General features: G+C 43.9%; 16 protein-coding genes. 4 read left to right on the top strand and 12 right to left on the bottom strand.

What is annotated here, in order from left to right:
* Window positions 1-151 precede the first annotated feature (151 nt).
* A complete protein-coding gene (locus N0824_RS03595) occupies window positions 152-922 on the top strand; it encodes an FkbM family methyltransferase (protein ID WP_108935741.1) in 771 nt (256 codons plus the stop codon).
* Window positions 923-950: 28 nt separating this feature from the next.
* On the opposite strand, the gene N0824_RS03590 is transcribed toward N0824_RS03595, so the two are convergent.
* The 4 genes from N0824_RS03590 to menB all read right to left on the bottom strand — a co-directional run bounded on the left by N0824_RS03590 (window position 951) and on the right by menB (window position 5,101).
* Entirely contained in the window at window positions 951-2,036 is a 1,086-nt protein-coding gene (locus tag N0824_RS03590) for a glycosyltransferase family 4 protein (RefSeq protein ID WP_108935740.1), read from the bottom strand.
* Window positions 2,037-2,770: 734 nt separating this feature from the next.
* Window positions 2,771-3,073 carry an RNA-binding protein gene (locus N0824_RS03580; RefSeq protein ID WP_108935739.1) on the bottom strand — a complete coding sequence of 101 codons (303 nt, stop codon included), beginning with the start codon at window positions 3,071-3,073 and terminating at the stop codon, window positions 2,771-2,773.
* Window positions 3,074-3,345: 272 nt separating this feature from the next.
* Window positions 3,346-3,984 carry a PEP-CTERM sorting domain-containing protein gene (locus tag N0824_RS03575; protein WP_108935738.1) on the bottom strand — a complete coding sequence of 213 codons (639 nt, stop codon included), beginning with the start codon at window positions 3,982-3,984 and terminating at the stop codon, window positions 3,346-3,348.
* Between the two features lie 283 nt (window positions 3,985-4,267).
* A complete protein-coding gene (gene menB, locus N0824_RS03570) occupies window positions 4,268-5,101 on the bottom strand; it encodes a 1,4-dihydroxy-2-naphthoyl-CoA synthase (protein WP_108935737.1) in 834 nt (277 codons plus the stop codon).
* 187 nt (window positions 5,102-5,288) lie between these two features.
* On the opposite strand from menB, the gene N0824_RS03565 reads away from it, so the two are divergent.
* Entirely contained in the window at window positions 5,289-5,462 is a 174-nt protein-coding gene (locus N0824_RS03565) for a type II toxin-antitoxin system HicB family antitoxin (RefSeq protein WP_108935736.1), read from the top strand.
* 48 nt (window positions 5,463-5,510) lie between these two features.
* Here N0824_RS03565 and N0824_RS03560 read toward each other — a convergent pair whose 3' ends face one another.
* From N0824_RS03560 to bchD, 6 genes are all read right to left on the bottom strand, one after another.
* Window positions 5,511-6,452, bottom strand: coding sequence for a glycosyltransferase family 2 protein (locus tag N0824_RS03560; RefSeq protein ID WP_108935735.1), 942 nt, complete (start codon window positions 6,450-6,452; stop codon window positions 5,511-5,513).
* 54 nt (window positions 6,453-6,506) lie between these two features.
* Entirely contained in the window at window positions 6,507-7,190 is a 684-nt protein-coding gene (ispD, locus tag N0824_RS03555) for a 2-C-methyl-D-erythritol 4-phosphate cytidylyltransferase (RefSeq protein WP_108935734.1), read from the bottom strand.
* A gap of 173 nt (window positions 7,191-7,363) precedes the next feature.
* A complete protein-coding gene (locus N0824_RS03550; protein WP_108935733.1) occupies window positions 7,364-7,762 on the bottom strand; it encodes a DUF1824 family protein in 399 nt (132 codons plus the stop codon).
* 364 nt (window positions 7,763-8,126) lie between these two features.
* Complete coding sequence (locus N0824_RS03540) at window positions 8,127-9,017, bottom strand: hypothetical protein (protein ID WP_108935732.1); 891 nt, start codon at window positions 9,015-9,017, stop codon at window positions 8,127-8,129.
* 10 nt (window positions 9,018-9,027) lie between these two features.
* Window positions 9,028-9,531 (bottom strand): hypothetical protein, encoded by a 504-nt coding sequence (locus tag N0824_RS03535; protein ID WP_108935731.1) that lies wholly within the window; start codon window positions 9,529-9,531, stop codon window positions 9,028-9,030.
* Window positions 9,532-10,246: 715 nt separating this feature from the next.
* Window positions 10,247-12,244, bottom strand: coding sequence for a magnesium chelatase ATPase subunit D (gene bchD, locus N0824_RS03530; protein ID WP_108935730.1), 1,998 nt, complete (start codon window positions 12,242-12,244; stop codon window positions 10,247-10,249).
* Between the two features lie 190 nt (window positions 12,245-12,434).
* Between bchD and N0824_RS03525 the strand changes: the two genes are divergently transcribed.
* Window positions 12,435-14,117 carry a hypothetical protein gene (locus N0824_RS03525; protein ID WP_108935729.1) on the top strand — a complete coding sequence of 561 codons (1,683 nt, stop codon included), beginning with the start codon at window positions 12,435-12,437 and terminating at the stop codon, window positions 14,115-14,117.
* 260 nt (window positions 14,118-14,377) lie between these two features.
* Here N0824_RS03525 and N0824_RS03520 read toward each other — a convergent pair whose 3' ends face one another.
* Window positions 14,378-15,661: a TldD/PmbA family protein gene (locus N0824_RS03520; RefSeq protein WP_108935728.1), complete on the bottom strand. Its 1,284-nt coding sequence runs from the start codon at window positions 15,659-15,661 to the stop codon at window positions 14,378-14,380.
* Between the two features lie 280 nt (window positions 15,662-15,941).
* Complete coding sequence (gene ltrA / locus N0824_RS03510; RefSeq protein ID WP_108935726.1) at window positions 15,942-17,786, bottom strand: group II intron reverse transcriptase/maturase; 1,845 nt, start codon at window positions 17,784-17,786, stop codon at window positions 15,942-15,944.
* Window positions 17,787-18,669: 883 nt separating this feature from the next.
* Between ltrA and N0824_RS03500 the strand changes: the two genes are divergently transcribed.
* Complete coding sequence (locus N0824_RS03500) at window positions 18,670-19,185, top strand: type IV pilin protein (RefSeq protein WP_108935724.1); 516 nt, start codon at window positions 18,670-18,672, stop codon at window positions 19,183-19,185.
* The last annotated feature ends 552 nt before the right edge of the window (window positions 19,186-19,737 follow it).

Raw genomic sequence — 19,737 nt, 5'->3', positions numbered from 1 at the left:
CCTACCTAAAAAGAAGGTTAAAAATTAGAAACTAGGCACATCAAAGCTTTTAGCTATCCCCCAGAAAGGGAGGCTTGTCACCTCATTCTTGACGGGGAGCGATTCATGGTGTTAATATAATTTTGTCCAAGATTACAACTATACATCGACGGTGATTGCCAAAAAAATTACTTTTTCTAATGGATTGGAATGTTACTACAGTAGTAGCAAAGAGGAAACAGAATACATTTTTTCGGAAATATTTACTGAAAGGCAATATGAAGGGCATGATATCGTCATCAAAGAAGGCGATGTGATCTTTGATGTTGGAGCCAATATCGGTCTATTCTCTATTTTTGTCAAGGGAGTTGAACCAACAGCAAAAGTTTTCGCCTTTGAGCCAATCAAGCCAACTTTTGATGTGTTGCAAAAAAATATTCATTTGCATTCTTTAGAGGATGTTGTTTTATTTAACTGTGGATTAAGTTCAGAAAATAACCCAGCAAAAATCTTTACTTTTTATCCGAATATGTCTGCTAATTCAACCACAAAGCCAGAGGATACCCTGGCTGAATTAGAAGATATTCAAGTGGATCAGAATTACCCAAAAATAGAAAATTTGTTTGAAGAGTTTTTCCAAGAAAAAGAACAAGTAGCCTGTGAAGTAAGAACTCTATCCTCGGTAATTAATGAACTCGGTATTGACTCCATCGATTTATTGAAAATTGATGTGGAAGGAGAAGAATACGAAGTATTTGAAAGCATCGAAGCTAAAGACTGGCCAAAAATTAAGCAAATAGTGGCTGAAATTCACGATAAAAAGGGGCGCTTAAAACAAATAAGCCAAATGCTGGCAGATAATGGCTTCAAAATTCAACTAGAAAAAAGAGACTTGCTACCTTCGACATTCGTGGATATTTTCCATTTATACGCTGTGCGTTAGGGGTTAAATTTTTATTGTCAAAGTTAATCTATTTTTCCAGAAAATTGGTTAATAACTGACTGAAGCGTTGGGCAATAATCGGTGCATCAAATTCTGAAACTTTCGCTCTACCTGCCTTCCCTAAGGAACGAGCTTTTTCTGGATTGAGAAGCACTTCCGCTAATTTACTGGCTAAATCTTCGGCATCTAAGGGATTGGCTAATAGACCTTGTACACCATCTTCAATCAACTCCGGTGTCGAGGAGGAACGACTAGCGACAATCGGTTTATAACTGGCCATAGCTTCAGCAAAAACTATGCCAAATCCTTCTTGCAGACTAGGTAAACAAAAAACTTGACAATCAAGATATTCTTGGATCAGTTCTTGATAGGAAAGATAGCCGAGAAAAGTAACATTTTGCCCTAAATTGAGTTCTTGTGCCAGACGGCGTAAATTATTCCATTCAGGACCTTTGCTGGCAATTCTTACCTCTAGATCAGGTATTTGACGGCGGAGAATTGCGGCGGCGCGGATCAAAGTGACAACATTTTTGCGGGGATACTGGACACCGACACAAAATACCGTCGGCCTCCTCTGCTCGAGGTTTCTTTCCTCATACTTGACTGAGGCGACCGCTGCATCCCACCCTTTAAGATCAATTAGAGGATGAACAATTTCGATATTGCCATCGTACTGATAAAGTTGCTTGAGTCTAGTACGGGAATACTCACTGGTAGAGATGACCATATCAGCGCGATGGACGCTCACTTTCTCGGCTTTTGCCATCAATTCTAAGGAAGTTCGCACCCAACCCCGCTCAAAGGTAGCTTCATCGGCAATAATACCGTGAATATAAACGATAAAAGGGACTTTCAGGCGATCGCTGATGGCGTAACCATCCATATCGTAACCCACCACCACATCATAGTGGTCAAAGCGACGGGGATCGAGTCGCCAATTCCAAAGAAAGCGATGCGCCATATAGCCTAACGGCCCCGATGCTTTGGTTGGCGAGAAGACATCAACCAGATGACCCTGGGAGCGCAACTCGTCATTCAGTTGGATATTGGTGACGAAGGTACCACTTCCAAGCTTGACATTTTGGGGAGTTGCTGTGATGATTGCTATCTTCATTTTTTGTCAAAGTTTATGGCAGCGGTTGGATGATGATGGGAAAATCAGAACAAATAAGGTGGACAGGAGTGGGTGCGAATCAAATCTTGATTTTCCCTGATAACATTCTCAAAATCTATCTTTCTTAAAACTTTCTCATTTTAGCTGTCCAGCCAGACAAATGAGCAGTTTTAAAGAGATTTAACGAGGATTTGGTTCTGTATTTACCCCCGACAAACTGGATATTCAGAGGCAATTTACGGGTAGAGAAGAACGGATATCTTTGCGTCTGTTAGCCTTTTTTTGTCAAAAGGATGAAATGTCCGTATCGAGTATCTGGAATCATGTACTCATAGACCTTTTCCCGATCATTTTTATCGTGAATAAATTCATCTACAGCCGTCTTTGGTCCCGAAGAAAAGAAACCGTAGTCATCGACGATGATAATCGCTCCGGGGGGGGGTGATCGGGTGGAGAAACTCTAATGCTCTATTACGGGATCGGACTCGTTGAGCCTTCCCTCGTAGGCCTGTGCCAGATTAGCGAAATTATCGAACCAGATCGGCAGCTCCGATGTGCGGTGGAGCGGTTCATCCTCGATCAAGGACGAAATCGGGGCAATGGATTCATCATTCATAGCTGTTACCCATTTAAAATGGGTATTAGGATGTTAGAAAAGAAACGCAGATTTATTAATTATCGATAAGAAAGCGGTTATCAGAAATAACCGCTTCTGGAATTTTCCAAGAATCTCTTTAACGTTCGCGGCGCCCGAAGTTTTTCCGCTCACCGCCGCCACCACCACCAAAATTATCTTCTCTGGGACGAGCTTTGTTGACTTTCATCTGTCGTCCCATCCATTCGGCCCCGTCAAGAGTTTCGATCGCTTTTGCTTCTTCCTCATCGGAGGACATTTCCACAAAACCAAAACCGCGCATTTTACCAGTTTCCCGATCTACAGGCAAGTAAACGCGACTAACCGTGCCGTATTCAGCGAATACACCCTGCAAGTCCTCTTTCGTGACTTCATAAACCAGATTACCAACGTAAATCGTCATGGATTGTCTCCCAAGATCATGGCCATTTTGAGAAGGAAATCGGACACAACCCAGTCAAGGCCATCAGGGAAAAACCACTTCTGTTTGAAACCAATGCTGCTACCGAACCTAACTACTCTCTCTAAACTAGCATAGCTGATCAGTGATCAGTGGGAGTAGGGAGTATTAATAGCATTTTTCTTTATTCGTCGCCCTCTCCCTCTCCCTCTCCCAGAACGGGAGAGAAGGTGAGGGCAATTAACCATCTCTGGCATTACTTGTCAAAAATGGTCTTAGGCGGCATTATCTTGGGAATCTTTAATCCCTAAAGGCTGAGATTTTTTCTTGAATGTGGCCATGGCACCACCAAGAGTTAAAATTGCCAACACTGTGCTAGGCTCTGGTATAGGTTCAAATGCTTGTGAACCTATACTTGTTCCGTTTAAATTAAGAGAAGCAACAATCCCATCCCCTGCAACTAAACCATCGGTTTCCAATTCAAAGGATAAATTGGCGGCTAATATATCTGAGCGAGTAATTCCGAAATCAAAGGGTACAAAGCTATTGGTTATAGCAAAAGCATCGAGACCAGCTAAGGTCAGATCGGCACCATCTGGAGAGGTTGAACCGGGGGGAGTTGTAAAATTAGAAGACGATCCCGATGACAATTGTTCAAAGAACAATGGAATGAATATATTAGGGAATAGAGGAGTTATAATATGATAGATGATCCTGACGATATGAATTGGTCTTGGTCTGTTAGGATCATGAATTCTGAAACTCAAATTAAAAGTATCGCCTGGATTAAAAGTAGAAGGCAAAAAGCGAGAAAACTCAGTTTGATAACTGACAGTAGCGGCATCTGCTTTGGCACTATTAACCAATGCCAAGCTAACACCCAATGCAAGACCTAGTGCAGAGAGTTTTTTCATGCTGATATGAAGTTGTTGTAAGTCGATGTGACACCAGATTATAAGTTTTTATTCAATCTGTCAAGCAATTTTTAGTAAGTTTAATATTTTTGATTGAATACCATTCTATTGATAAGATCTATGGCATTGAAATTTTAATAGCGATTTCAGCGAGAAGATAGCTTGCGAGCCTGAATCTGAAGGGGCAGCCAGCCTTTTAGCTATCAGCCATCGGCTTTTTTTCTTCCCATATCCCCACTTCCCACTTCCCACTGATTACTGTTTACTGCTCACTGCTCACCGATTAGGGTAGCCAAGGATATTGACTAAAATCGGGGGGACGTTTTTCTAGAAAAGCCTGTTTACCTTCGGCTCCTTCGGCGGTCATATAGTAGAGTAAAGTGGCATTGCCTGCTAACTCCTGTAAACCCGCTTGACCATCACAATCAGCATTAAAAGCCGATTTCAGGCAGCGAATCGCCAAGGGACTTTTTTCGAGAATTTCTAAGGACCATTTAATCCCTTCCTGCTCTAATTCCGCCACCGGGACGACATGGTTAACCAAACCCATTGCTAGAGCTTGTTGGGCGTTATACTGCCGACAGAGAAACCAAATCTCGCGAGCTTTTTTTTGACCCACCACCCGGGCTAGATAACTAGAGCCAAAACCGCCGTCAAAACTGCCCACTTTCGGACCGGTCTGGCCAAAAATGGCGTTATCCGCTGCTAAGGTTAAATCACAAACCAAGTGTAAAACATGACCACCCCCGACCGCATAACCCGCCACCAGCGCGATAACTACCTTGGGGATGGAGCGAATTAATTTCTGTAAATCCAGCACATTGAGCCGGGGTACGCCATCATCGCCAATATAACCCGCCTGACCCCGCACCGTCTGATCGCCGCCGGAACAAAAAGCATATTTGCCGTCCCTGTGGGGACCTGCACCCGTGAGCAATACTACCCCAATGCGGGCATCCTCGCGAGCATCACAGAAAGCGTCGTAAAGCTCAAAAACTGTCTTCGGACGGAAGGCATTACGCTTATGGGGGCGATTGATGGTAATTTTGGCGATTCCCCCCCATTTATGGTAAAGAATATCCTCGTAGGTTTTGACGGATTGCCATTCAACGCTCATAGTCTCGGTTATAGGCACAGCTTTTTTACCTTACCTCATTTTGTCCCTCACTTTGAAGCGGGGAGCGCCAGAATAGGGGAATGGATAGTTGACGGACAAGGTTTAAAGCTGATTCCCTTCTTGATATTTTCTGAGTGTTTATTCAAAATATATTGATCCTATTTGCTAACTTTAAAGAGGTAAAAATATGAGTAAAAGTAATAAAACTAAGCTTGAATCATTAGAGTTTTATTTGGGGTTAAAATATCCCATAACAATTTATCCTGATGATGACGGTGGATATGTATCAGAAATTAAGGATATTCCAGGATGTTTCACTCAGGGAGAAACCATAGAGGAAACCTTAATCAGTAAACAGTAATCGGTGAACTGATAACTGTTTACTGATAACTGATAACTGATAACTAAATTAAAGCCATTCGATTTCTTTAGCTTTTTCGGGTAATTTAGCCGTGGCCTGTCCTTGACTGCGGGACTGAAACCCAATTAAATCGAGGGGAGTAGCCAATAAATCTACTATATCAGCTTTACCAAACAGTAACTTGAGGGTATTTTTTGGTAGCTCTTTTAATAACCAACGACCGAGACGAGAAATTAATTCGGAACTGGTAAAATTCCTTTGTAAATCACAACCATGTAGTTCATGCAGATAGCGATTTGAACGGCCGTAGCGTTGAAATTGACTGCGAAAACTCTTGATAGTCGAACGATGACGATGGGAAATAACGGCGGTGGGTGCATAGGCTAATTGCCATTGAGTTTCTCGTAAAATTCGCCAGCAGATATCGGCATCGCCACCCGTGCTTAAATAGGGACGAAATAGACCAACTTTCTCAAAAGCGGCTTTTCTAATTGCTAGATTAGCTGTTTGACCGTAGGGAGAAAAAGGGTGTTCTAAGAGAAATTTTTGCGAGAGAATCTCTCGACGTTCAGCATATTTTTCTAGGATTGAGTTACCAGTTAAGGCGAATATTTCCCCCGCAACGATACCGATATCAGCATCACTAAAGGGTTTAACTATTTCTTCTAACCATTGATAGGAAGGACGACAATCGGCATCGGTAAAAACTAACAGATCATAACGGGCATTTTTTATGCCTAAATTACGAGCCGCGTAGGAACTTTGAATCTGATTTTCTGTAAGAACAACTAACGGAAATCCTGACCCTTTAGTCTCAATCACTGCCTGTTCTAAAATAGACCCGGTTTGATCGCTGCTATTGTTATTTACGAGAAGATACTCCACTTGCTCTCGGGGATAGGTTTGACTTTGCAAACATTTGAGCAAATCGGGAAGATCATCTTCACTATTGTAGATGGGAATGATTACTGATATAAAGGGAAAAATCATCGGAGACCGCCTAGAGTTGACCGCTACCTAGTCTAATACAATTACTGTAAACTTTTATGGCAAACGTTGACTTAAAATATATTCGGCAATTGCCAGATCCCCCGGAGTAGTAATTTTTAAGTTAGTTTCTTCACCGACGACAATTTTGACGGGAAAACCACATTTTTCTAATAAGGCGGCATCGTCGGTGACTTCCCAATCTAATTTTCGTCCCTGTTCATGACATTCTTTTAATAATTTTACCTGAAAACCCTGGGGCGTTTGGGCTGCCCACAACCGCGAGCGATCCGGTGTATCCTCAATCCAGCCCTCGCTATCGACAATTTTAATCGTATCTTTCACCGGAACCGCCGCAATGAAACCCTGACAAGTGGCTAAAGCGGCGGCACAGCGATCGAATAATTCGGGGGTGGCTAAACAGCGCGCCCCATCGTGAATTAAAACCGTCTCAGCCCCCTCTGGTAGGGCTTGTAAGCCATTATAAACCGATTTTTGTCTGGTTTCGCCTCCTTGAATGATTTGCACGGGTTTAAGGGCATTTATAGGGGTGATAATTGCTCGGATCTCCTCAAAGTCTTCCGGTTGTGCCATGATGCCAATCCAGATAATTGCCCTGGATTGCATGGCAGCCAGCAAAGTCCAAGCGAGGAGCGGTTTTCCGTGCAGGCTGAGCAGTAACTTATTGCGATCGCTGCCCATCCGTTTACCCATTCCCGCTGCTGGAATTAACAAATACATATTTTTTTCAGGTAAAAAGTTAAAAAGATTCAGGAAAGAGAATTCAGTGGACAGGAGTGGGGAGCTTTTTGCTGGTTAAGTAAGTGGTTTCAATATATCCCCCCTTAATCCCCCCTTGATCAGGGGGGTGCCGATGATTGTTAATCGCTTCAATAACCCCAAAACTATGGCTCTTAAGAGAATAAATCGAGGGGAAAGTGACCATAAGTACCGACTAATTGATCATTTTCTGATTGACAAGAAACCAAGACACCGCGATAGGTTCCCGTATAGGAATCGAGATAGGAAGCTTGTCTTTGAGTATTATATTTAATATACACCGCTCCCTGTTCTGGGTGGTCTTCTGGGAGACTATTAGGGAGGGGGTATCCTAGGGCTTGTAGATAACTTTTTAGGGCTTTAAATCCCTCTTCATTGTTATCGGCACAGATACCTAAATTAATTGATTCCGAACCTTGGTTAACTAATAAAATTGCCTGTCTTAGAGCTTCTTCTTCTGCAGAAGATGGGGCAATTTTTAGTTGAATACATCCATATTCTTTTAGGAGTTTCAAGGCTTCTTCCATAGACATGAGCGGTTAGATATGCGGGGCTAAAGATCAAAAATAAGCTGGTGCTGCTGTCCTTAACGACAAATTCCCAAGAAAAAAAGCCCTAAATCATTGAGATTTGGAGATAGGAAAATTTTGCATTGGTCTTAATCGTAAGCCGGGCAATCCCGATCATATCAGGTTGGGGACAGGAAAATTTATCGGGGTTGTTTGATCGCTCCATTTTGTGCGGGCATTTCACTTGCTGCTTTTTGATAGCTGAAGTAAGCACCTACATCCTGAGGGGAAAAGAGGAGCATTTCTGGTGAGATAGTATCTCACCAGCTTCAGTCAACTCCTCCCATTTTTCTAGGGCTTTTTCTTCGCTTGTTTCAGAGTCTTGCAGTTAAATTTCCGCCACGGCTCTTTCGATTAAACGACGAGCCAAGGTTTGAATGCCGGTATGTTCATAGTAATTAGTCGTCATATCGAGGAATGCCCCAACATATACCAATTTATCGGCAGAAAAGTCGATAAATCCCTGAATTTTGCTCAATAATCCCTGCTGGCTCAAACTGCGATCTCTAACAAAACCACTCATCCAACCTTTAGTCGAGTCGAAACTTTGACCGATAAAGTCTAATTTTCTGGCAGTATTTCCCCCCGGAATCAATTCTTTAATACTGGCGAAAGTAGAGTTAGATTCTAATTCTTCTGGGTGGAGAATGCTCAGGCTCGATTCCACTTTGCGGATAAAACTGCCCCCTAGGGGAATTAAACCATCCAAACAAACTAACGCCGCCATCCGCATCAGGGATTCGCCGCTATAATCTCCCAGAGAAGCGACGAAATCCCCGATACTATCCCCCGGAATGCCATTAATTTGACAAAAAGCGACTAATTCGGTCACTAATTTCAAGGTTAGATCGATGGTTTGCGCTTTTTCGGGGGCAGGGGTTAATTTTTCGATTAAACCGCCCATGAGGGGAATTTTACCACCGATGGCATTGGCCAGAGAGGCGGTAGCTAAGGCATTATCGGCGCTGTCGATGGTTTGATAGAGCCAGAGCGCCCGTTGATAGCCCTGGGATTTATCATTAAACAACCAAACGGCTCGATCGCCAATCTGTTGGATCATGCTTTCGTCGGTTTCGCCGGTGACTTTGATAATCGTATTTTTAAACCCGACTAAGTTATCCCACTCTCCCGGCACCACATAATCAAGGGTTTTGAGAACTTTGACGGTGAGATTATTAGTCGGTAATTCGTCCACCAGTTGAAAAATTGGCTTACTCACGGATGTCTCCTTACTTTAACTTTGCTAAACCATCTAAATCGAACTTAGCTAACCAAGCTTGGCGATCGCTGGCGGTAAAATCCGGCTCCCGCGATAAAACCTTGACTTGATAGCGATTATTGACTAAAACGGCGGTGGCGGTTGCACCCTGTTTCACAGAGGGAAAACCTTTAATCGTGGTTTGACTGTCTTGGAATTTATTGGCCGCGGCGGGATTATTGCTAATGTCAGATATGGCTAACATAGCCACAACTTTGCCCTCTTGCTTCAGTTTTGCCTCGGCAAAGCCTTTTTTCTCTTGGGTATAGACGCGCTCGTATCCTCCCCCAGAAGGTGGAAAAAACTGATTAAAACTGCCGCCAGAGGTGGATTCTTTCACCACTGCCGCCGCCCCACGAGCGGTGCTTTCTTGTTGCGCTTGGTCAAATTGCGAGGGAGCTTTAGCACAGGAAGTTACTAGCAAAAGTGTCGCTAATACCCCTGCTATCAAGATTTTGCCAAATCGAAAGCTCATAGTTATCTTAATTAAAACTTGCTCATGTTTGTTTGTAGTATATCTCTCGCTTATTGCTGATTATTGTTAAGTTTTTCTAGATGCTGTCACACTGGACCGAAAAAAAACAGAAAATCAGCAAAATTCGAGTCAATAACTAGGGTTTGCTGAAAAAGTTTGTTGGTGGGGTTAGGAGTCAGGAGTCAGGAGTCAGGAGTCGGGAGTTTCAGGCTTTGTTGCCCTCTCTTGTTGTACCAAGCTTGTACTATAAAAAGAATAATGCAAGGTTTTTGGGGGTCCCAATCCGATTTTCGCAGCATGAACATCGGACTTTAACAGGTCAAAAGCCTTATTTTAAAAGGGTTTTACCATAGACCTCTTGTAAAAATCAAAAATCGTTGTTAGGGTTAGGAGTCAGTAGCCAGTAGTCAGTAGTCAGGAGAATTAAGAATGAGCCTTAATCAATTAAATACTTTATTTAGGAATTTTAGGCAATTTAATCCTTATTTTTGCCGTTTTTAAACCCTCAAAAATTAGTTATGCAAGAACTCTCATTATTCAGCAAGCCCTAACTAATTTTTAGGAGTACATCTCAATATTAGCTCTCCTGCAAAAATCAAAAATCTGACCTTAGGTGAGGAGACTCCGAGACAGAAGAACTCAAAAAAGCCGCCTCTCCCCCACACCTTACACCCCACACCCTGCCCCCGGGAAACCCTTTTTTGGTAAACCCTAGCTACAGTCCTGCAATTGCCCCCCGGGCCATAGATGCGATCGCTTGTTCCGTGGCCCGGGGTAGATGATAATATTTACCCCCGGCTTTTAGGGCTAATTCTTTGGCAAAACCAGTGGAGACGAATTTTTTCTCCGTATCGATAACCAGCAGTTTAATGCCTAAAGAGCGAATTTTAGCGGCAATATCGAGCAGTTCTGCCTTAATATCGGGTTTTTCCCCCTCTGGAATCGGTTCGCCGAGAGATTTCGCCAAAGGAATATTACTTCTCCCGTCGGTAATCGCCACAATCACCACTTGACCGATATCCCCCGATAAACGGGCATTCATCCCCACATGAACCGCTTGGGTTAAACCGTGGGCCAAAGGGGAACCGCCGCCACAGGGCAGGGTTTCTAGACGTTTTTTCGCTAGGGTAATCGATTTGGTCGGCGGTAATAGTACATCTGCTCGCTCACCCCGGAAAGGAATCAGGGCAATCTGGTCGCGATTTTCGTAAGCTTCCGTTAACAGACGCATAACCGCACCTTTGGCCGACTGCATCCGATTCAGGGCCATGGAACCGGAGGCATCAACGACAAAGACAATTAAAGAACCGGCCTTGCGGGCCAGCCGTTTTGAGCGCAGATCCCCTTCTTCTATAATCACATGACGTTCGGGATTCCTTAAGCGACGGGCTTTTTGATAGGGGGCGGCCGCCCGGAGAGTGGCATCGACGGCGACTCTTTTCACCTTGCCCCGGGGTAACATCGGCTTAATATAACGTCCCCTGTCTTCCGAGAAAATCAGGTTACGCGCCCCCGATTTCCCCTGACGCTGGGCCATCTGGGCAAAATACAGCACACTGGGATCCAGTAAAACCCCTTCCGGGTCGAAAACAAATTCTTCCGGCAGATTATCCGGCTGTTCCGGTTCTTTTTCCTCCTCTTTCTCCTCCTCTTTTTCTTCCTGTTCCTGCTGGTTTTCGTCTTGGGGCGGTTCCGGTGGTGGCGGTGGTGGCGGTGGCTGTTGTTCCTGTTCTGGAGGTGGCGGCGTAATCAGCGATCGAGGTACAATAACTAATTCGACGGCTCTTTTTAAGTCATCGGCACTGACTAAATCCCGACCTTCTAAAGCGGCGGCCGCCTTGGCTACTCTCACGGCAAAAATCTCGGCGCGATGACCTTCTACCTTACCTCGCACCGCTTCCTCCACTAGATAACTAATTTGTTCGGGTTTAATTTTTACCTCTTTTAACCATTCCCTCGCTAGGATAATTTCGGTTTTTAGATCATCGATTTCTTGGGCATATTGGGCGATAAAAGCGGTGGGAGACACAGCATACTCGATCGCCTGATTGACGGCGGTGACTCGTTGGTCTAAACTGAGGACACCATCGGCGGAAAGCGCAATGGCAATTCTATCTAATAAATGGGTTCGTAAATCCCCTTCTTCTGGGTTATAAGTAGCGATCAGGATCGGTTTACAGGGATGTTGAAAACTGATGCCTTCCCGTTCGATTTGGTTACGTCCTTCGCTTAAAACCGTTAGTAATTGGTTAGCAATTTGGTCATCGAGTAGATTAATTTCATCGACGTAGAGAATTCCCCGATGAGCGCTGGCTAATAAACCGGGTTGAAAGACCGGTTCCCCCTGTTTCACCGATTCTTCCACATCGACGGAACCCAATAAACGATCCTCGGTGACTCCTAGGGGAATCTGCACGAAAGGGGCCCGGATAACTTCCGTGGCGACCTCTCCACTGCTATATTCTTCTTTAGTGCGATCGTCCCATTCGTCGGGATTATTGGGATCACAATTAAAGACATTACCTGCAATAATTTCGATCGGTGGCAGTAAGGAATGTATCGCTCGCGCCATGACTGATTTGGCGGTTCCCCGACGACCGGCAATTACCACACCCCCTAGGGCGGGATCCACGGCGGCTAAGAGTAGGGCTAATTTAATCGCTTCTTGGCCGACAACGGCAGTTAGGGGAAAATTGAGGGTCAGAGTGGGCATAGATCTAGATTCAGGCGGCCAAATTCTAGTGTAAAACAGAAGCTCCTGGGTCCGGCACTTTTCCCTTTTTGATTCCCGAACCCAGATTTTAGCTGCATCTCGATCGAGTTCTTTCTCCCCGAACCGATCGAGAAGTTACTGAGTTAATCTAGGATTAGCTCCTAATAACGGCTGTAGAGAGGAAAGAAATATGATAACGACAATAATCGATCGCCTTACGGAAACCAACCCGCAAATTATGCGAGAATGGCAAGGAAGATTAACCCCGAAAAATATCTCGATCGCCTCGGTCATCTCCTTAGTTGGTCAATTATTAGTTTATTTATACTATCAAAATCTCTTGCCAGTAGGGGCGGGATTTAATCGTTACTGTACCGCTAATCCCCCCCATAACAACGATTATGATCCCTATAGTGGGCTTAAATACTGTATCCAAGACCTAAATGGTCAATGGATGATTATCTCCCGGTTATGGTGGTTAGATATCTTCACTTTTCTGAGCATTACCGGCATTTTCGCTCTTTTAGTGGTGGGAACCTATCAATTAATTGCGGATCTTTCTGGGGAAGAGCGCCGGGGTACACTTAATTTTATCCGTCTGAGTCCCCAACCCGCCAAAACGATTTTTATCGGCAAAATTTTCGGGGTTCCCATTCTCCTCTATCTCGTCTGTCTTCTCGCTTTACCCTTTCACTTGGGGGCGGGTTTATTAGCAGGTATTCCCTTGTCGTTAATTTTAGCCTTCTACGCGGTTCTGATCGCTAGTTGTGCCTTTTTCTATCATGCTGCCCTTAGTTTCGCTTTAGCCACGCCATGGTTAGGGGGATTTCAACCCTGGTTAGGCAGTGCTGCAGTCTTAATCTTTGTGTTTTATAGCAGTATTATTACTTTATCGGGCTATGGCGGTTTCCGTACCCCCTTTGATTGGTTAATTCTCTTTAATCCTAGTTTTTTCCTTCCCTATCTAGTTAAATCTACCTTTCTCCCCCCCGATGCGGTACGCTATCTAGGAATCTCACAAATCTTCGATCTGCGTTGGTACGGTCAATCTCTCTGGCAATCGGTTATAATGGGTATTAGCTTAATTTTGCTCAATTTCGCCCTCTGTGCCTACGGTTTAACCAGAATTATCCAGCGTCGCTTCCATAATCCCCTCGCTACTCTTGTTAGTAAACCCCAAAGTTATTGGATGATGGGCTGTTTTAGTGCTATTAGCCTAGGTTTTGTTTTCCAAACGCTGGAACCGAGCTATCTTTTCGATAATTTTGTCATTCTTAGCGTTTTTGTGGCGATTTTTGGCTTGTTAATCCTTTTTGCCCTCACTCCCCCCCGTCAAACTCTCCAAGATTGGGCGCGCTATCGTCATCTGCAAGGAAAAACAGGCATTAGTCTAGGGAAAGCTTTAATCTTTGGCGAAAAAAGTCCTTCTACCCTAGCCATGGCTGTTAACCTCGCCATTGCCATTTTATTCATCCTTCCCGCTATTTTTATCGCCCCTCTCCATCAATATAAACTAGCCACTGCAGCCGGGTTTCTCTTGGCAATGAACATGATTTTAGTCTATGCCGCTATCGCCCAATTATTGATGTTAGCCAGCACGAATAAACGCGCTTTGCTGGCAGCCACTAGCATCGGCATTTTGATTATTTTCCCTTTCCTCTGTTTCGCTGTCTTGCGGGTTAATCCCAGTCAATCTCCGCTTTTATGGTTGTTTACTTTTCTTCCCATTGCCGCTACTAAATACGCTACACTTCCCTCTTTTGCTTTGGCAATCTTCGGTCAGTGGTTGGGTTTAACCCTCGTCGGATGGCAAATTAATCGGCAATTAAATCGCCTTGGTGCCTCGACAACTAAAGCGTTAATGCCAGGCTAAAAAATACCGACTCACAGGGGGAATTAAATAATATCTCTGCTGACAATTTTCTCCCCTTGAGTGTCGCTTAAATTTTTTTTCCTCAAAGGCTTGACAAAACCCCACGACTTGACAGATAATTTCTTATAGAATGGGAATCCGTGCCTGCCTGCGAACTCCCTCTTTTCAGGTCAAATAAAGCCCCAAAGAATTAACCCCAAAAAGTAGGCTGAGTTAATCTCAGTAAACAGTGAACTGATAACTGATAACTGATAACTGATTTAACCCACCACCGATAAACTATCAACAATTAGCGAGGGAGTATAACAGGAGCCATTCCATTGATTATCGGACCCCAAAGCGATTAAATTCTGCAAAGCGGTATAAACATTTCCCGTTACCATTGTATCTTTAACTCGTCCGGTGATTTTGCCCTTTTCTATGCGATAACCCAGATCGATATTGACAGAAAAATCGCCCGAAATATCGGCCCCATGACCTAAAATTTGGTCGATAACTAGGCCCTCATCTATTTGCGAGATTAAATCCTCTAAAGTTCCCTCTCCCGGTGCCACGATTAAATTAACTAAATCCGGCATGGGATAAACCCCTAAACCGGGACGAAAACCGTTTCCCGTCGGAGTAGTTTTTAACAATCTGGCCGTGGTAAGATCGCTATAGAATTCCTTAACTCTACCTCCCTCAATTAAAGATAAAAATTTGGTAGGAGTTCCCTCATCATCAAAGGGACAACTATAGGGTTCTTGGTCCGGTTGTTGGGATAAAGTTAACTTTTCTGACATCACCAATTGACCGATTTTATCACTCCAGGGCGAAGACTTTTCTAATATCTGTTTACCATTTAAAGCCATCTCCACCGTACCCCATAAGAGGGTAACTGCATTAGAGGTCAATAAAATTGGTAATTTTCCCGTGGGACTATCCACATTATTGGCTGCCCATTGTAGTCGCTGCAATAACTGTTTAATTACCGTTTCGGGATGGGGTGTACTGCGGGTATATTCCCCATCATAAACCGCGAGAAAATCCTCCCCCCGTACCCATTCAATCCCCAGATAATAACTCAAAGCTGTATCGGTATATTGACAATATAAACCCTGGGAATTAACCAAACGGGTGATTTCCCGTTCACATTCCCATTCACCACTACAAATAACCTCAGGATAAACTTGGCGAATATGGCCAATCATTTGATTACCCATCGCGATTAAAGATTCTACCGCCACATCCTGACCAATCGGGTCATAAACTGCCCGTCGTGGTGCCGAAAATTCGATTTCTTCCGGGGCATTGAGATAGGATAAATTTAACGCCGTTTCTACTAAAATTTCTGGTTGTACATCACCATAACCCACCGCTAACCCCGGACAACCCTCGCGCCATAATCTTAAGGCAGTTCCCACGGATTCGGAACTTTCTAGCTGTTTGAGACGATTAGCCTCAAAAAAAACAGGATGGGAAAGGGAGGAAGATTGATAAACTTCGGCTGCCACCGCTCCTGATTTGAGAGCCAGTTCGATGAGTTGTTGCGGATCGATCATCATGGTGATAAGCTGTTCGTAATTTAAATTGCTTGTTGAGACGAGGCACTCATGCAAGAGGCAAAAGGCAACAGTAAAGGGATTGGGGGAGGTTCGGCTAATTTAAAAATAAGCGGTTTAAATGCGTCTTAGCTTAGTTTTTGAGATAATGGCTATCTGATTATCGAAAATTTGGGTTTAAAACCCCTTCGTTTCACGACAGCATTATTAGGGGTCGAGAAGGTCGTCACCGACCTCCCCTCCCATTCAGAACCGTGCATGAGACTTTCACCTCACACGGCTCCTAGTTTGACTGTTCCCTTGTTAAGGATACAGCTTGACTTCCTTTGGTTAACCTTGTATTATCTAGTTTGACTTCTGTAATTGTCAAACCAGATGGATTTAGGCTTCCATCAGATGCCGATTTATTATCGTGACAGTGGCGGTGTAGTAGTTGAAGGTTTTTATATTCATCCTTCCCGCCTAAGCTGAGAGGATGAATGTGGTCAACTTCAATTAAATCCGATGGGGTGAAGTACTGCCCACATCGGCTACACTTGCCTTGTTGCTTCTTAAGTAGTTTGGCTACTCTTGTCGGTGTGTCGATTGCTTGTCCTCGTCTGGTCGCCCAGTAAGTCCAATTTCCGTCGTATGGTGAAGCGTCGGGGCGTACTAGGGTGTGTCTGACGATTGGTGTCCAGTTATGTTTCCATAAATAAAGACCGCCTTTGGCTTGGAATAACCAAGATTCTTGTCTTTCTTTTCCGTTGCTGAGTTTAACTGTACCCGGTCTAAAGTAGTTTCTCAGCTTTTCGTAATCCGCTTTACCGCATCTTGATACTGTCCATGCCCTTAACATTAACCAGATTGTGTAGTCTAGTTTATTGAAGGTATCCATAGATACTACTCCTGAGTAGTAGTTAGCCCAACCTCTAATGATTGAGTTTAGTTGACTAATCAGGGCTGTTTGGGGTGCTGTTTTGTGTTTTTTGATTACACCTTTAATCGCTTCTGTGTGGGCTTTAACTGCTTTTTGACTGGGTTTAATGTGGGTTTTGTGACCAATTAATTGGCTTCCTCTCCCTCCTGTTTTCCCAGATTTGTATTTTCCTGTTGGGTATTGCCTGATATTGAATCCTAGAAAATCAAAGCCGGGTTCCTCCGTTTTCCCATTGTACTCGATGGGGTTAAGTGTATGACACACTCTGGTTTTTTCTGTTTTGAGTTCTAATCCAATAGGTTTTAACCATTCGGAAATAGCAGTTTTGCACTGTTCAATGATTTCGAGTGATGGGGATATTACTACAAAATCATCGGCGTATCTTATTGAGACGGCTTGAATATATCTCTTTTTGGGAAATAAAGTTTCAATTAATCTCATCATTCCATCCAGTGCGATGTTGGCAAGTAGTGGACTTATTACCCCTCCTTGGGGTGTCCCTGTTTCTGTTTTTTCAAATACGCCGTTATCCAATACTCCTGCTTTAAGCCATTGTTTAATGTCTTTTTTCAGGGAACTTGGACCATGAATTTTTGACAGTAAAAAGTTGTGATTAATTCGGTCAAAACACTTGGCAATATCGGCATCTAATACAAAGTAGTTACTTTTATTGATGCTAAGGTATATCCTCGATATTGCATCATGGGCTGACCTTCCCGGTCGGAAACCATAGCTGGTTCTTTCCATTTTTGACTCCCATTCTGGTTCAAGTGCCGATTTAATCAACGCTTGGCTAGCTCTGTCTTTGATGGTTGGTATTCCTAATGGGCGTTTTTCGTCCCTACCGGGTTTAGGAATCCATACCCTTCTTAGCGGTTTTGATTTAATTGTTCCCTTGATTTCTTCGGTTAGTTTTAGCCTTTGTTCAGGGGATATTGCTATCACTCCATCGACTCCTGCTGTTTTCTTTCCTTGATTGTCTTGGGTTACTTTGCGAACTGCTAATAGACGAGCATAGTACGATTTCACCAATAGACGTTGCAACCTTCTAACCTTTGCATCCTGTCCCGATTTAGCCGCTTGGTATATTCTCTTTTGGAGCTTGAAAACATATCTTTGGATTTTACCCCAGTTGATAGCTTTCCATACATTCGTAGTCTTAGTGGTTTTCGGTTTTCCGAATCCTTCACCTTCTCTCGATTTCGTCATATAGACTCCTACTAGACTCTATCCTTACAATCAAACCGTAACCCGTTAGCATATCTTGACTATTACCGTCAAGCGTTGGCTTTTGGTTACATCTCACACCCTTTAAGGTTTGCGCTTACACTTATCACTACTGGGTGTTTCGACCGATACCAGAGCCTTAAAGGGTTTATTACGTTCCGTTTATATGGGCATTCCATCTATAGATTTGTCCTCTCCACCGGGGTACTTTAAAAGGTCTGTGTGAGTGAAACAAAAAAGTCCTTACTTTTCCCCTTATTCTTTTGAACGCAGTGTATAAACCTATTTCACTGCTTATTGGTTACGATGGTTCAGGTCGGACATTCGGTTCACACCTAATCATGGATGGTTGGCAGTGGTCTCGATTCTGGTGTTAGGTTACACCTCGGAGCCTTCCGTTCCCCGCTTCAGTCCCAGAGTTGTGATTTCTGAATCTGGGGGTGGCTATCGCCGTTACTCTCACCTTGTAAAGGTTTATTACAAGTGTATTGACCTTGAGTCCCCTTGCCTGATTTGGTATCGTGTGATACTAAACGTCGGGACATATAAACAGTTATAAGGTTGGTCAGGGTCAAGGTTGACCTGTTGGATTCAGTCAGGGGACTGAAGACCTTACTAGGCGGTTATTTCAGGCATTTCAGCCCTATTTCATGCCTAAACGTTTCGCACTCTTGATCCCTAATATAGCACTCAAAACCTAGACCCAAACCAACTTTTGGATAGGATGTCCAGTTGGCATCTCATAGTTAGTAAAAGTGTACGTTGATTCAGCAAGGTAAAAACTCTTTGCAAGGGTGATAGGTTTTCTGAAACAGATGGGTAAAATGTTCATATAGAACAAAAAACATCCATCAAGCACACAGCCATGAACTCCGCTTTCAAATTCAAACTCATCCAAGCTCTCAACAAAAAGAACGGTAACAAGGGTTTCACCCTCATCGAACTCCTAGTGGTCGTTATCATCATCGGTGTACTGGCCGCCATCGCTCTCCCCAACCTCCTCGGTCAGGTGGCCAAAGGCAGACAAGCTGAAGCTCGCAACAACCTCGGTACCATTAACCGCGCCCAACAGGCTTACCGCTTAGAGACTGGTAGTTTTGGAACATTCTCCACCACAGCTGCTAGTAACCAGTTGCCCGTATCTATACAACCCACATACTACACCTACCCCGACTCTACCGGCGTTAGTGCCACCTCTGCTATAACTGATGCTTCCGCTATCAGCACCTACACCAGCGATATTCGCGACTACTCTTCTTCTGTAGGTCAAACTAGTGAAGGTGTTTTCAGTTCAATTATTTGCGAGTCAACTAGCCCTACTACTGGAGCGACAGCGGCAGCAGGCGGCGGTTCCTGCACTACTGGAACACGAGTCCAATAGATATTCTTCCCAGATTGCTTAAAAGCTTTCTGGCATAACAACCAAAAATTGATAGTTAGCGGAAGGTGACAGGGAAATATTCTCTTGGAAAATCTGCGCTCTTGGTTATTTTGGGGATAGGATTTTAGTCAGTGAACAGTAATCAGTAAGCGGTGAACTAAAAACTCACATCTGATAACTGGTCCCAATCTTAAACCTAATTTGTTAAGCTAAAAGCCTTGACGTACTGACCTTCTTTTTAGGTAAGGGAATTGCCAGATTCTTTCTTGGAGTCCCTTGCCTATTGCCTTAAGAAGCTGATAGCTGAAACCTCCAACGCCCAACTAGAACAATACAGGCTATAAGCTGTTAAAAAAATGGAGTTTGCCTTTAATCCCCCCTGCCCCCCTTAATAAGGGGGGTGCCGATAGGCGGGGGGATATACCCTTAATAAGGGGAGTGCCGATAGGCGGGGGGATATACCCTTAATAAGGGGGGTGCCGATAGGCGGGGGGATATACCCTTAATAAGGGGGGTGCCGATAGGCGGGGGGATATACCCTTAATAAGGGGG

Origin of the sequence: Microcystis sp. 0824 (assembly GCF_003112475.1) — a bacterium.
Classification (GTDB): domain Bacteria; phylum Cyanobacteriota; class Cyanobacteriia; order Cyanobacteriales; family Microcystaceae; genus Microcystis; species Microcystis aeruginosa_C.
The sequence above is the reverse complement of the archived record's forward strand: the minus strand, read 5'-3'. Positions and strand labels throughout refer to the sequence as shown.

Excerpts from the sequence above, each read along its gene's own strand:
- N0824_RS03580 (WP_108935739.1), bottom strand. The coding sequence starts at position 3,073 with ATGACGATTTACGTTGGTAATCTGGTTTATGAAGTCACGAAAGAGGAC.
- N0824_RS03525 (WP_108935729.1), top strand. The coding sequence starts at position 12,435 with ATGATAACGACAATAATCGATCGCCTTACGGAAACCAACCCGCAAATT.
- N0824_RS03565 (WP_108935736.1), top strand. The coding sequence starts at position 5,289 with ATGAGTAAAAGTAATAAAACTAAGCTTGAATCATTAGAGTTTTATTTG.
- N0824_RS03560 (WP_108935735.1), bottom strand. The coding sequence starts at position 6,452 with ATGATTTTTCCCTTTATATCAGTAATCATTCCCATCTACAATAGTGAA.
- ispD (WP_108935734.1), bottom strand. The coding sequence starts at position 7,190 with ATGTATTTGTTAATTCCAGCAGCGGGAATGGGTAAACGGATGGGCAGC.
- N0824_RS03535 (WP_108935731.1), bottom strand. The coding sequence starts at position 9,531 with ATGAGCTTTCGATTTGGCAAAATCTTGATAGCAGGGGTATTAGCGACA.
- N0824_RS03520 (WP_108935728.1), bottom strand. The coding sequence starts at position 15,661 with ATGATGATCGATCCGCAACAACTCATCGAACTGGCTCTCAAATCAGGA.
- N0824_RS03550 (WP_108935733.1), bottom strand. The coding sequence starts at position 7,762 with ATGTCTATGGAAGAAGCCTTGAAACTCCTAAAAGAATATGGATGTATT.
- N0824_RS03500 (WP_108935724.1), top strand. The coding sequence starts at position 18,670 with ATGAACTCCGCTTTCAAATTCAAACTCATCCAAGCTCTCAACAAAAAG.
- N0824_RS03590 (WP_108935740.1), bottom strand. The coding sequence starts at position 2,036 with ATGAAGATAGCAATCATCACAGCAACTCCCCAAAATGTCAAGCTTGGA.
- N0824_RS03575 (WP_108935738.1), bottom strand. The coding sequence starts at position 3,984 with ATGAAAAAACTCTCTGCACTAGGTCTTGCATTGGGTGTTAGCTTGGCA.
- menB (WP_108935737.1), bottom strand. The coding sequence starts at position 5,101 with ATGAGCGTTGAATGGCAATCCGTCAAAACCTACGAGGATATTCTTTAC.
- ltrA (WP_108935726.1), bottom strand. The coding sequence starts at position 17,786 with ATGACGAAATCGAGAGAAGGTGAAGGATTCGGAAAACCGAAAACCACT.
- bchD (WP_108935730.1), bottom strand. The coding sequence starts at position 12,244 with ATGCCCACTCTGACCCTCAATTTTCCCCTAACTGCCGTTGTCGGCCAA.